This window comes from Streptomyces sp. TRD_SC_5, assembly GCF_056836825.1.
Window position 1 is genome coordinate 3,941,803 of sequence record NZ_JBWZZS010000001.1, and the last position, 12,893, is coordinate 3,954,695.

A 12,893-nucleotide genomic window follows, 5' to 3' on the forward strand; every position below is an offset into this window, starting at 1 on the left:
TCAGATGCGCACGGAGTCGCGCGGCGGGATGGGTGCCCCGCCCGTTCGTCGCGTTCAGTTACGGCCCGCGTCCGCCGTCGGAGTGACGGCCGTCCAACAGACCACGTACCGCCGAAGGCAACCAGCTTGTAACCCGTCACCCCCTGTTGCGCTACGCGCGTTGACTTTAGGCTGCGGTTCGTCCGTCACGCTGAACTCACAAGGGGACAGATGTCAGCGAACCCTCGTACCACTCGCAGCCACCGTGCGACCCGGCGCATACTCGCCTCCGCCGCCGGACTCGCCACCCTCGGTGCCCTCGTCGCCGCGATGCCGGCATCCGGGGCGGAGGAAGGCGCCGGGGCAAGCGCTCGGCAGCACACGTCGAAGCCCTCGCGGACCGTGGACGTACAGCTGCTGTCCTTCAACGACCTGCACGGGAACCTGGAGCCCCCGGCGGGCTCGGCCGGCACGGTCACCGAGACGCAGCCCGACGGGACGGCCAAGGTGATCCCGGCCGGTGGCGTCGAGCACCTGGCGACCTCCCTGCGCAAGGCGCGCAAGGGCGAGCGGTACTCCGTCACCGCCGCCGGCGGCGACATGATCGGTGCGAGCCCGCTCATGTCCGGGCTCTTCCACGACGAGCCGACGATCGAGGCGCTGAACAAGCTCGACCTCGACGTATCGGCCGTCGGCAACCACGAGTTCGACGAGGGCGCCACCGAGCTGGCCCGCATGCAGAACGGCGGCTGCCACCCGGTCGAGGGCTGCTTCGAGAAGGGCAAGGAGTTCGAGGGCGCGGACTTCCCGTACCTCGCCGCGAACGTCACGAACGAGAAGACCGGCAAGCCGGTCCTCAAGCCGTACACGGTGTGGAAGAAGAACGGCGTCAAGATCGGCTTCATCGGGGTGACCCTCGAAGGCACTCCGAACATCGTCAGCGCCAACGGCATCAAGGGCCTGAAGTTCCACGACGAGATCGAGACGGTCAACAAGTACGCCAAGGAACTCGACCGCCGGGGCGTCAAGTCGATCGTCGCGCTGATCCATGAGGGCGGCTCGCCCGCCTCCTCCTCGTACAACTACGACTGTGACTCCCCGGGCGCCGGCGACGGCATCTCCGGTCCGATCGTCGACATAGCGAAGGGCATCACGCCGAAGGTCGACGCACTGGTCACCGGCCACACGCACCAGGCGTACGTGTGCACGGTCCCCGACCCGGCGGGCAAGCCGCGCATGGTCACGTCGGCGTCCTCGTACGGCAAGCTCTACACGGACACCACGCTCACCTACGACCGCCGCACCAAGGACATCGTGCGTACGGGCGTCAAGAGCGCGAACCACATCGTCGTCCGCGACCAGGAACAGGCCAAGATCTGGGCCCCGGACATGACCTCGCTCATCGGCCGCTGGAACGCGCTGGCCGCCCCCATCGCGGGCAAGCCGCAGGGCTTCATCTCCGCCGACATCAACGGGCGCGGCTCGACGGCCCCCGAGAAGCCGCTCGGCGACCTGATCGCGGACGCGCAGCTGGAGGGGCTCGCCCCGGCCGACAAGGGCGGCGCGCAGATCGCCTTCATGAACCCCGGCGGCATCCGCTCCGACCTCGTCTTCAAGGCGAGCGGCAGTGAGGGCGACGGCGTTGTGACCTACGGCGAGGCGTTCACCGTCCAGCCGTTCACCAACATGATGAACGTCGTCGACCTGACCGGCGCCCAGCTGATCACCGCGCTCCAGCAGCAGGTCAGCGGCGGCAACGAGGCCTCGCCGAAGATTCTCCAGGTGTCGAAGGGCTTCACGTACACCCTGGACATGACGAAGGCGGGCGCGGCCCGTATCGACGTCGCCTCGGTGAAGCTGAACGGCGCCGCGCTCGACCCGGCGAAGACGTACCGCGTCGCCATGAACGAGTTCCTCGCGGGCGGCGGCGACGGCTTCCCCGTCTTCAAGGAGCACAAGAACAAGCTGGTCGGCGCCTCCGACCTGGACATCTTCAACGCCTACCTGGCGAAGAACTCCAGCGCGGCCACCCCGATCACACCCCCGGTGGCCGACCGCATCACGGTCGTCAAGTAGTACGCGGCAAGCAATACAGCGGGGCGGCACCCGAACCGGGTGCCGCCCCGCTCTGCTGTCCGTGGGCCGCGCGTCAGGCCGTCTCGGGAGGTGGCGTCGGTGCGCCCGGGAGGTGGATCAGGGCTTCCGTGCCGGCGGCGGTGTCGGTCGGGCGGCGCAGGGTGACCGTGCCGCCTGCCTGCTGGACGGTGCGGGCCACGATGGACAGGCCGAGGCCCGAGCCCGGCAGGGCGCGGGCGGACGGGGAGCGCCAGAAGCGCTCGAAGACGTGGGGGAGTTCGGCGTCCGGGATGCCGGGGCCGTGGTCGCGTACCGTCAGTGTCCCGTTCGTCAGGGTCACGTCGACCGTGCCGCCCGGCGGGCTGAACTTCACCGCGTTGTCCAGGACGTTGACCAGCGCCCGCTCCAGCGCCGCCGGTTCGGCCCGTACGTACCAGGGCCGGAGGCCCGCGTTGATCGTCAGCTCCGGGCCGCGCAGGCGGGCGCGTTCCAGGGCGGTGGCGGCGATCTCGTGCAGTGCTACGACTCGGAGCGGGCTGCCCTGATCAGCCGTGTCGGGGCGCGCCAGCTCCTGCAAGTCGCCGATCAGCGACGCCAGTTCGGTCATCTGTGCCTTGACAGACGCCATGAGCGCGGCCCGGTCGGCCGGGGGAATCGCGCGGCCGGTCTCGTCGCTGCGGGCGAGCAGTTCCACGTTCGTACGCAGGGAAGTGAGCGGCGTGCGCAGCTCGTGGCCCGCGTCGGCGATCAGCTGCGCCTGGCGGTCGCGAGAGGAAGCGAGGGCAGTCGTCATCGCGTTGAAGGAGCGCGAGAGGCGGGCGATCTCGTCCTCGCCCTCGACCGGGATGCGTACGGTCAGGTCCTCTGTGCGCGCCACGTGTTCGACGGTGTCGGTGAGTTTGTCGACGGGACGCAAGCCGGCGCGGGCGACCCACAGCCCGGTGGCGCCGGCGCCCAGTACGCCGATGCCGGAGAGCACGAGCAGCACCCAGGCGAGGGAGCTCAGCGGATCGTCGACCTCGCTCATCGAGCGAGCCACGGAGACCGCGAACGGTGGACCGGGGAGCAGATTCTGCCGAGCCTCCCTGGGCGGATAGGTGTAGACCCGCATCTCCTCACCGTCGGCCGCCTCCGTGGTGTGCAGCGCGTCTTCCTGCTCACCGGACGCCACGGCGATGTCGGCGGCCTGCGCCGGGATCGGCGAGACGCCGGGGGAGGTGCAGGGCTCGCCGGAGGCCGTGACGAGCTGCACGGTGTACAACTCCGGGGCCGTCACCGCTGCGTTACGGCCCGCGCAGGCCAGGCGCAGGTTCTGTACGTAGGCCTCGCTGACCTCGACGCTGCGCAGCGAGTCGTCCAGCTGCGCCTCCAGCTGCGCCCGCGTCACGAACCAGCACGCCGCCGCCACCGCCGCCACCGCGATCGCCACCGCCGTCGCCGTCAGCAGCGCGAGCCGGGACCGCAGCGGCAGCGCGCGGAATCTGCGCAGCGCACCGCTCACGCCTCACCGCCCCGCAGCGCGTACCCCACACCCCGCACCGTGTGCACCAGGCGCGGCTCGCCGGCCGCCTCCGTCTTGCGGCGCAGGTACATGACGTACACGTCGAGGGAGTTCGAGCTCGGCTCGAAGTCGAAGCCCCACACGGCCTTGAGGATCTGCTCGCGCGTCAGCACCTGGCGCGGGTGCGCGAGGAACATCTCAAGGAGTGTGAACTCGGTGCGGGTCAGCTCCACCGGCCGCTCGCCCCGCATCACCTCGCGCGTCGCCAGATCCATCCGCAGGTCGGCGAAGGACAGGACGTGCCCCGGCGCCTCCTCGCCGACCGCGCCCCCGGCGGCGTACGAACTGCGTCGCAGCAGCGCCCTGATGCGGGCGAACAGCTCGTCCAGCTCGAACGGTTTCACCAGGTAGTCGTCGGCGCCCGCGTCGAGCCCGGTCACGCGGTCGCCGACCGTGTCGCGGGCGGTGAGCATCAGGATGGGGAGGGTGTCGCCGGACGAACGGATGCGGCGGGCCGCCGTCAGGCCGTCCATGCGCGGCATCTGGATGTCGAGGACGATCAGGTCGGGGTCGTACGACGCGGCCTTCGCGAGCGCGTCGATGCCGTCGACGGCGACCTCCGTCCCGTACCCCTCGAAGGCGAGACTGCGCTGCAGGGCCTCGCGCACGGCGGGCTCGTCGTCGACGATCAGGATGCGCTCGGCGGGGGTGTTCATCGGGCTTCCTCGGGCTCGGTCACTGCGTGGTGGCGTACGTCGCTTTCAGCCTCGCACGGTACGGATGTCAGCTCTCGCCCCCGGCGCGCAGCTGCTCCAGGTCGGCCTTGACCGTGTCGACGGGGATGGCGAAGCCGAGACCGACACTGCCCGCCGCGGAACCGCTCGCTCCGCTCGGGGCGTACATCGCGGAGTTGATGCCGATGATCTCGCCGTTCATGTTGATGAGGGCGCCGCCGGAGTTGCCGGGGTTGAGGGAGGCGTCGGTCTGGATCGCCTTGTACGTCGTCTTCGACGAGCCGGTGTCGCCGTTGAACTGCTGCCCGCCGAACTCGAACGGCCACTGGCTCCCGCCCCCCGGCTGCTCCTGACCGCCCGGATTCTCGTCCTTCGACACGGTCACGTCCCGGTCGAGCGCCGAGACGATGCCGCTGGTCACGGTCCCGGTGAGCCCCTCGGGCGAGCCGATCGCCACCACCTCGTCGCCGACCTTGACGTCGTCGGAGTCCCCGAGCGTGGCTGCCTTCAGGCCGCTCGCGCCCCGGAGCTCGATGAGGGCGAGGTCCTTCTCGGGGGCGGTGCCGACGACATCGGCCGTGTACGTCTTGCCGTCGTTCAGCTTGACCTTGACGGAGGAGGCCCCGGAAACGACGTGGTTGTTCGTGATGATCTCGCCGTCGGCGGTGATGATCACGCCGGAACCGGTGGAGTCGCCCGAGGCGGACGTGGCGCTGATCTCGACGATGCTGGGGCTCACGGCCTGCGCGACCCCGGAGACGGTGCCCTTGCTGCTCTGCGAGACGTTCGTGCCGCTGACGCCGTTCGTGCCGGTCGCGGCCTCCGTGCCGGTGAGGCGCCCGGCGAAGGCCGCCGTACCGCCACCGATCGCGGCGGCGACGATGGCGACCGCGGCGATGAGCGCGACCGGCCGCCGGGCCCGCCGGTGGTGCGCGGGTGCGGCCACCGGAGGCGCGTACGCCGGCGGCGGTGGGTACGCGCCGCCGTACGAGAAGGAGGAGGGCTGCTGCTCGGGCTCGGGGTACTCGCCGCTGCGGCGGGGGCTCTCGGTCATGTCTCAGAGCTTGGCCAGCGGTTATGAGAACCGTCTGAGGAGCCGCTGAGAAGCCCGACAGAACCGTGTATGCCCCATATAAAGAGTTGTGTCGAGAGTTACGTCGCCGGGCAGCCGCAGGAGCGCCGTACCACCAGCGCCGAGGGGAACTGCTTCAGCCGCTCGCGCCGCGACCCGGCCACCCGCAGAGAGTCGTCCAGCACCAGGTCCACGGCCGCCCGCGCCATCGCCGGCCGGTCGGAGTACACCGTCGTCAGCGGCGGATCGGTCAGCGCCGCTTCCTTCACGTCGTCGAACGCCGCCACCGCCAGCTCACCCGGTACGTCGATCCGCAGCTCACGCGCGGCCCGCAGCATGCCGATCGCCTGGTCGTCCGTGGAGCAGAAGATCGCGGGCGGCCGGTCGGGACCCGCCAGCAGGTCCAGGCCGACCTTGTAGGCGTCGTAACGGTTGTACGGAGCGTGGAAGAGCCGGCCCTCGGTGGGCCGCCCCGCCTCCTGCATCGCCCGGCGCCAGCCCACCACGTGGTCGGCCACCGGGTCGCCGACCAGCGGTGTCGACTCCATGCCGCCCAGGCAGGCGACGTACGGATGACCGTGCTCCAGGAGGTGGCGGGTCGCGAGCTGCGCGCCGCCGATGTTGTCCGTGACGACCGCCACGTCGTCGATCGTCTCGGGCCGCTCGTGCAGCAGCACCACCCGCGCGTCCCACGCCTCGATCTCGGCGGCGGCCCACTCGCTCGGGCCCTGGCTGACCAGGATCAGACCGGAGACACGCATGCCGAGGAAGGCCCGCAGATAGTGGACCTCGCGCTCGTCGCGGTAGTCGGAGTTCCCGACGAGGACCATCTTTCCGCGGTCGGCGGCGGCCTGTTCGACCGCGTGCGCCATCTCGGCGAAGAAGGGCTGCCGCGCGTCGGGCACGATCATGCCTATGAGGTCGGTACGGCGGGACGCCATGGCCTGCGCGACCCGGTCCGGCCGGTAGCCGAGCTCCTTGATCGCGGCGAGGACACGCTCGCGCGTGGCCGGGGCGACCGGCCGGGGTCCGTTGTTGATGACGTAACTGACGACCGCGGTCGAAGTCCCCGCCAGTCGCGCCACATCGTCCCGCGTCACCTTGGCCACGCGCGGCAGTCTACGCGTGGTGACCTACCGCTGGGCAGGCCGTACTGCCTCTTCCCCCCGCGGTGCCGCCTCCTGGGCAGTGCCCGCCATACGGGTGACGGCCACAGGCGCCGCTTTTTGCGCCGCCTTGACCCTGGCCTCCTCGGCCGCCGCCCGCTCGACCTTCTCGGGAGTCACGAAGCGGTAGCCCACATTGCGTACGGTCCCGATCAGCGACTCGTGCTCGGGGCCGAGCTTCGCGCGCAGCCGCCGTACGTGCACATCGACCGTCCGCGTACCGCCGAAGTAGTCGTAGCCCCACACCTCCTGGAGGAGCTGCGCGCGCGTGAAGACCCGGCCGGGGTGCTGCGCCAGGTACTTCAGCAGCTCGAACTCCTTGAAGGTCAGGTCCAGTACCCGCCCCTTGAGCTTCGCGCTGTACGTCGCCTCGTCGACCGACAGGTCACCGTTGCGGATCTCCATCGGGCTGTCGTCCGAGGTGATCTGCTGGCGGCCGGTCGCGAGACGCAGCCGCGCCTCGACCTCTGCCGGGCCTGCCGTGTCGAGCAGTACGTCGTCGATGCCCCAGTCGGCGGTGACGGCCGCGAGACCGCCCTCCGTGACGACGAGGATCAGCGGACAGCCGGGTCCGGTGGACCGCAGCAGCTGGCACAGCGACCTGACCTGCGGAAGGTCACGGCGGCCGTCGATCAGGATGACGTCGGCACCTGGGGTGTCGACGAGTGCCGGGCCCTCGGCGGGGGCCACCCGCACACTGTGCAGAAGCAGGCCGAGGGCGGGGAGCACCTCCGTCGACGGCTGAAGGGCATTGGTCAGGAGCAGCAGAGAACTCATCGTCGGCCACCTGCCCGGGTCGTCCGGTCGTGCACGTTTCGCTTGCCCATTACGTCGGTTCCTCCTCGGTCCCTGCGAGGACGTATGCGGCACTGCTTCGTACTGCTTCCGCGATTCGGTCCCGCGCCCTGGGACCGCGCCGCGTCATCTGTCCGTAACAACGGTCAGAAAACACAAAAGGACCCGGGGGCAACGTTGCCCAGGTCCTATGCCCAGCAGAATAGCTCACATGAGTTCCGGACCGGAGGGTGAAAACCGCGAAATGCGTGTTCCCTCGATCACGCACGGCTCCCGGCGCACGGTTTTGCCGGCGGACGACGGGGTGCGGATCGAGGCGCTGTACGAGCCGTCGCAGGGCGGCGGGGACAGCGCGAACGACGACCTCGCGATCGTCGTCGCGCACGGTTTCACGGGCTCGGTGGACCGGCCGGCGGTCCGGCGGGCGGCGCGGGTTTTCAGGCGGTACGGCGCCGTCATCACCTTCTCCTTCCGCGGACACGGCGGCTCGGGCGGCCGCTCCACGGTCGGCGACCGCGAGGTCCTCGACCTGGCGGCGGCGGTCCGCTGGGCACGCTCGCTGGGGCACGAACGGGTGGTCACGGTCGGCTTCTCGATGGGCGGCTCGGTGGTCGTCAGACACGCCGCGCTGTACGTGGACGGAAGCGAGCGCCCGCACAGGGGGCGCACGGAAGCGCACCCGGCGGAGCGAGTGCAAGCGCGCGCCGACGCGGTGGTGGCCGTCAGTGCCCCCGCCCGCTGGTACTACCGGGGTACGGCGCCGATGCGGCGGCTGCACTGGGTCGTCACCCGGCCCGCCGGGCGGCTCGTCGGGCGCTTCGGGCTGCGGACCCGGATCCACGACCGGGACTGGGACCCGGTGCCGCTCTCGCCGGTCGAGGCGGCGGCCAGGCTCGGCGCGACGCCGCTGCTGGTCGTGCACGGCGACCGCGACCCGTACTTCCCGCTGGACCACCCGCGGTCGCTCGCGGCGGCGGCCGACGGGAGCGAACTGTGGATCGTGCCCGGCATGGGCCACGCCGAGAACGCCGCCGAGGAGACACTCCTCACCCGCATCGGCGCCTGGCTGACAGCGGCATAGCTCATCATGGAAGCCGACGAAAGGAGCGCCGCTATGGCAGTGGGCACCATCCGCTTCTGGGCGGCGGCCAAAGCCGCCGCCGGCACCGCAGAGGAGCCGTACACGGCCGGGACGCTCGCCGAGGCGCTCGACGCGGTGCGCGAGCGCCACCCCGGGGAGCTGACGCGCGTACTCCAGCGGTGTTCGTTCCTCATCGACGGCGACCCCGTCGGGACCCGTGGTCATGAGACCGTACGGCTGGCCGAGGGCGGCACGGTCGAGGTGCTCCCGCCGTTCGCAGGAGGATGACCCCCACACCATGAGCAACCAGCAGCCCTACCCGTCGTACGACGGACAGGACGGACGACCGGACCCGCACGAGGGTCAGCAGCCGCCGGCCGCGCAGGAGCCCGCCTTCACCCAGACGTGGGAGGGGCAGACCTGGGACACCCAGTTCCAGCCGGTGCAGCAGCCGTACCGGCCGCAGGACGCGGCCGCCCCGGGCGCCGCCGACGACACGGCGTACATGCCGCCGGTCAGCGGCGGGTACGCGCTGCCGCCGGAGGCCCCGGCGCCGTACGCCGAGTACCCGGCCGCTCCGACGGCGTACGAGCCCCAGGCGACGACGGCGTACGAGCCGCCGTCGGCCGCCTCCTCCGCAGCCGCACCGGGTGCCTTCGAGCCCGGCCACGCCCCGGCGCCGCCACGGGGGGCGTACGACCCCGCCTCGGGGGCGTACCAGCCCCAGCCGGCACAGTCCGGCTACGAGCCGGCCCCGGGGGCCTACCAGCACTCACCGGCTCAGGGGTCTCCGTCGTCGGGTGCGTACGAGCCGGCCCCGCAGGGCTACGCGCCCGCAGCGGCGGCGTACGAACCCGCACACGGAGCCGCGGCCGCGGCTCCCGCGCCGCACCCCGCCGCCACCGACTCCGCGTCGTACAGCGCGCCCACGACCATGGGCAACGCCCGCCCCCAAGCTCCGGGCTCCGCCCGAGCGGGGGAGACCCCACTCACCGCCGCCCAGCGCGCCCGCGCGGAGGGCCGGTCGCCGATCATCGCGCCCGGGATGCAGCCGGCCGCGCTGACCGCCGTGCTCGCGCTGCTGCTCGCCGGAGCCGCGGCCGTCGGCCAGTACGCACTCCTCGTGCCGCTCGTCCTGCTCCAGGCGGTCACCGCCGCCGGCTGGTTCCGGCTCAACGGCATGTGGCCCGCCCGGCAGGGCATCGCGCTCGCGTTCCTCGGCGGCGTCACCGCGGACATCGCGCTGCTCGCGGTCGACGCCGAGCACGCGCCCGCCGCGATCATCGGCACGCTCGGCGTCTGGGTGCTGCTCACGCTCGTGCTCCAGCTGCGCAACCGTGCCCCCGCCGACGAGCGGATGTACGGCCTGACGGCCACCGTCACCTCGGCCGCACTCGCCGTCATTGCCGCCGGCCACCTCGCGGCGGCCCCCGAAGCCGTGACCGTCGCCGGTGTCGCCGTCGCCGTCGCCGTACTGGCCCGCGCGCTGCCGCTGTCGGGTGTCGCCTCCGTGGTCGTCGCGCTGCTGGCCGCCGCAGGCGCCGGGATCGCGGCCGGCGGGGTGACCGACATGGGCGCCGAGGGCGCGCTGCTCGGATTCGCGGCCGGGGTGTTCGCGCTGATCGGCCTGCGCGTGGCCAGCTACGACTACCCCTCCCGGTTCGTCCACATGACGGCCGGAGTGGCCCTGCCGCTGACCGTCGCCGCGCCCGCCGTCTACCTGATCGGCCGGGCCATCGCCTGATGCCTGTGATTACCTGGCAGTAGGCTCGCGATCGTCAAGGGGGCTTGGACGAGTGCGACGAATCACACGAGTTGTGGGGGACCTGTAAGCATGCGTGCACTGCGAACACTGCTGGTCGTCGCCGTGATCCTCGGCGGCATCTTCGTCGTCGTGGACCGCGTCGCGGTCAACTTCGCCGAATCCGAGGTCGCCGAGCGCGTCCAGAGCCGACAGGGCCTGAGCGGCGGCACCGAGGTGTCGATCAAGGGCTTCCCCTTCCTGACCCAGGTCGCCGCCAAGCACCTCGACCAGGTCGACGTCACCGTCGAGGGCGTCGAGGCGAGCGCGGAAGGCCGCACGGTCCGCATCAGTGAGATGACCGCCGAACTCCACGACGTGCGGGTGCGCGGCAGCGTCAGCAGCTTCGCCGGCGCGACGGCGGAGCTGGCCACCGGCAAGGCGCTCATCTCGTACGAGGACCTGTCCAAGGCCTCCGAGAGTGGCTTTCCCGTCTCGTACGGCGGCGACGGCAAGGTGAAGGTCACCGGTTCCGTCGAAATCCCCGGCGTCGACCGCAAGATCACGCGCAGCGTGCTGTCGAGCGTGAGCGTGATCGACGGCAGCACGATCCGGGTGCGGGCCGACGAGGTTCCGGGCGAGGGGCTCCCCGGTATCGAGGAAAGGGTCCGCGAGAAGACGGACTTCGACCGGCAGATCAGCGGGCTGCCCGAGGGCCTGAAGCTCGAAAAGGCAGAGGCGACGAAGGACGGGCTGGAGATCTCCGTGACCGGTACGAACGTGGGCCTCGCCGGATAGTGAGACGGCAGCGTCCGCCCCTCAGGAAGCGGGCGGGCGCAGACCGTGCGCGGGCCCGGAACGGCGACCCGCCGCCCGACCCCCGTCCCATATCGCGGACGATCGCGTCTCAGCATCCGACACGCCGGTGACATGCCGGTCGTGACCTCCCTACGATCGGTCCCATGCAGCAGCGACAGGCGGACCTCACGAAGCGGCGGGCAGTAGACCTGTGCCGCGTCGCCGCCATGCTCTGTCGTACTGCCTGAGCGGGTTCTGACCGGACCGGAACAGTCCGGCACCCGCCTTCCCCGGCCCTTTGACCGACCGAACTGGTGCAGTCGAAGTCAGGGCCACCCCCGTGCGGTCGTACGCCGCCCCGTTCCGCGTATCGGCGTACCCGCACACAGCCCCTCGCGCATAACCGCCGCACACTGCCCCGGAGGAGAACAGCATGAGCCGCAGCGACGTCCTGGTCGACGCAGACTGGGTCGAGGCCCACATCGAGGACCCCAAGGTCGCCATCGTCGAGGTCGACGAAGACACCTCGGCGTACGAGAAGAACCACATCCGCAACGCGATCCGCATCGACTGGACCCAGGACCTCCAGGACCCGGTCCGCCGCGACTTCATCGACCAGGCCGGCTTCGAGAAGCTCCTGTCCGACAAGGGCATCGCGAACGACACGACGGTCGTCCTCTACGGCGGCAACAACAACTGGTTCGCCTCGTACGCCTTCTGGTACTTCAAGCTCTACGGCCACAGCGACGTCCGCCTGCTGGACGGTGGCCGCAAGAAGTGGGAGCTCGACTCCCGCGACCTGGTCGCCGAGGTCCCGAAGCGCCCGGCCACGCAGTACAAGGCCCAGCCGCAGGACACCTCGATCCGCGCCTTCCGCGACGACGTCGTCTCCGCGATCAACAACCAGAACCTCGTCGACGTGCGTTCCCCCGACGAGTTCAGCGGCAAGCTGCTCGCCCCGGCCCACCTCCCGCAGGAGCAGTCGCAGCGTCCGGGCCACGTCCCGTCCGCCCGCAACATCCCGTGGTCGAAGAACGCCAACGACGACGGCACCTTCAAGTCCGACGAAGAGCTCAAGGCCCTGTACGAGGCCGAGCAGGTCGACCTGGCGAAGGACACCATCGCGTACTGCCGCATCGGTGAGCGCTCGGCCCTGACCTGGTTCGTCCTGCACGAGCTGCTCGGTGTCGACAACGTCAAGAACTACGACGGCTCGTGGACCGAGTACGGCTCGCTGGTCGGCGTGCCGATCGAGCTCGGCGCCAACAAGTAACCCCTCTCGCCTGCGACTTGAAGGACGGATTCAACATGTGTGGAGCAAAGGCCGGCGGCCCCGACGCCTCGACGATCAAGCCCGGTGAGACCACCATCCAGGGCAGCGTGACCCGCGACGGCGAGCCCGTCACCGGTTACGTGCGCCTCCTGGACTCGACCGGCGAGTTCACCGCCGAGGTCCCGACCTCGGCCACGGGCCAGTTCCGCTTCTACGCGGCCGAGGGCACGTGGACCCTGCGCGCGCTGGTCCCCGGCGGCACGGCGGACCGTACGGTCGTCGCCCGGACGGGCGGTCTCGCAGAGGTCGCGATCGCCGTCTGACGACGCGTTTTCTACTGGCCGAAGGGCCGCACCCCAGGGGTTTGGACGCTGCCTGGTCCGGGTGCGGCCTTTCGGTCGTACCGTGGAGGTATGTACGAGCGGCGGCGGCACGCCTACTTCCTGCTGATGGGCGGATGCATCGTTCTCTTCGTCTCCGCCTGGGCCCTCGTGCGGCTGTGGTCCGTGCCGGTGGCCGTGGGGATGTGCTTCGCCGCGATGGTCATTCCGCCGGTCGCGGCAATGGTCGCCAACCGGCGGGGCCCGGAGGACCGCTGGTGGGACGACCCCTCCGGCGATCCGAAGTCCGACGACTGGTGGGACGAGCTGGACGGCAAGAAGCGCCGGCAGTGAACG

14 protein-coding genes are annotated in these 12,893 nt (G+C 70.9%); 9 read left to right on the plus strand and 5 right to left on the minus strand.

Features of this window, described 5'->3' with window-relative positions:
• Positions 1-210 precede the first annotated feature (210 nt).
• Positions 211-2,055, plus strand: a complete 1,845-nt coding sequence (locus tag AC1P0E_RS18355) for a bifunctional metallophosphatase/5'-nucleotidase (RefSeq protein WP_482743237.1) — start codon at positions 211-213, stop codon at positions 2,053-2,055.
• 73 nt (positions 2,056-2,128) lie between these two features.
• Here the strand turns inward: AC1P0E_RS18355 and AC1P0E_RS18360 are convergent, their stop codons facing one another.
• The 5 genes from AC1P0E_RS18360 to AC1P0E_RS18380 all read right to left on the minus strand — a co-directional run bounded on the left by AC1P0E_RS18360 (position 2,129) and on the right by AC1P0E_RS18380 (position 7,305).
• Positions 2,129-3,556 carry a sensor histidine kinase gene (locus AC1P0E_RS18360; RefSeq protein ID WP_482743238.1) on the minus strand — a complete coding sequence of 476 codons (1,428 nt, stop codon included), beginning with the start codon at positions 3,554-3,556 and terminating at the stop codon, positions 2,129-2,131.
• The gene (locus AC1P0E_RS18365) at positions 3,553-4,272 is read right to left on the minus strand and encodes a response regulator transcription factor (protein ID WP_482743239.1); all 720 of its coding nucleotides are present in this window, start codon (positions 4,270-4,272) and stop codon (positions 3,553-3,555) included. The genes AC1P0E_RS18360 and AC1P0E_RS18365 overlap by 4 nt, the downstream gene beginning before the upstream one ends.
• A gap of 67 nt (positions 4,273-4,339) precedes the next feature.
• Positions 4,340-5,344, minus strand: a complete 1,005-nt coding sequence (locus AC1P0E_RS18370) for a S1C family serine protease (RefSeq protein ID WP_482743240.1) — start codon at positions 5,342-5,344, stop codon at positions 4,340-4,342.
• 98 nt (positions 5,345-5,442) lie between these two features.
• Positions 5,443-6,471, minus strand: a complete 1,029-nt coding sequence (locus tag AC1P0E_RS18375; protein ID WP_482743241.1) for a LacI family DNA-binding transcriptional regulator — start codon at positions 6,469-6,471, stop codon at positions 5,443-5,445.
• Positions 6,472-6,495: 24 nt separating this feature from the next.
• A complete protein-coding gene (locus AC1P0E_RS18380; protein WP_482743242.1) occupies positions 6,496-7,305 on the minus strand; it encodes a winged helix-turn-helix transcriptional regulator in 810 nt (269 codons plus the stop codon).
• 229 nt (positions 7,306-7,534) lie between these two features.
• Between AC1P0E_RS18380 and AC1P0E_RS18385 the strand changes: the two genes are divergently transcribed.
• The 8 genes from AC1P0E_RS18385 (at position 7,535) to AC1P0E_RS18420 (ending at position 12,890) form a co-directional block, all read left to right on the plus strand.
• Entirely contained in the window at positions 7,535-8,404 is an 870-nt protein-coding gene (locus AC1P0E_RS18385; protein ID WP_482743243.1) for an alpha/beta hydrolase, read from the plus strand.
• A 33-nt stretch (positions 8,405-8,437) separates the two neighbouring features.
• Entirely contained in the window at positions 8,438-8,692 is a 255-nt protein-coding gene (locus tag AC1P0E_RS18390; RefSeq protein ID WP_069928149.1) for a MoaD/ThiS family protein, read from the plus strand.
• A 10-nt stretch (positions 8,693-8,702) separates the two neighbouring features.
• Entirely contained in the window at positions 8,703-10,148 is a 1,446-nt protein-coding gene (locus AC1P0E_RS18395; protein ID WP_482743244.1) for a hypothetical protein, read from the plus strand.
• 90 nt (positions 10,149-10,238) lie between these two features.
• Positions 10,239-10,943 (plus strand): LmeA family phospholipid-binding protein, encoded by a 705-nt coding sequence (locus AC1P0E_RS18400; RefSeq protein ID WP_482743245.1) that lies wholly within the window; start codon positions 10,239-10,241, stop codon positions 10,941-10,943.
• A 164-nt stretch (positions 10,944-11,107) separates the two neighbouring features.
• Positions 11,108-11,191, plus strand: a complete 84-nt coding sequence (locus tag AC1P0E_RS18405) for a putative leader peptide (RefSeq protein WP_355254274.1) — start codon at positions 11,108-11,110, stop codon at positions 11,189-11,191.
• Between the two features lie 185 nt (positions 11,192-11,376).
• On the plus strand, positions 11,377-12,216 hold the full coding sequence (locus tag AC1P0E_RS18410) for a sulfurtransferase (RefSeq protein WP_482743246.1): 840 nt from the start codon (positions 11,377-11,379) through the stop codon (positions 12,214-12,216).
• 35 nt (positions 12,217-12,251) lie between these two features.
• Positions 12,252-12,539 (plus strand): DUF1416 domain-containing protein, encoded by a 288-nt coding sequence (locus AC1P0E_RS18415; protein ID WP_482743247.1) that lies wholly within the window; start codon positions 12,252-12,254, stop codon positions 12,537-12,539.
• A 90-nt stretch (positions 12,540-12,629) separates the two neighbouring features.
• On the plus strand, positions 12,630-12,890 hold the full coding sequence (locus AC1P0E_RS18420; RefSeq protein ID WP_482743248.1) for a DUF3099 domain-containing protein: 261 nt from the start codon (positions 12,630-12,632) through the stop codon (positions 12,888-12,890).
• Positions 12,891-12,893: the final 3 nt, after the last annotated feature.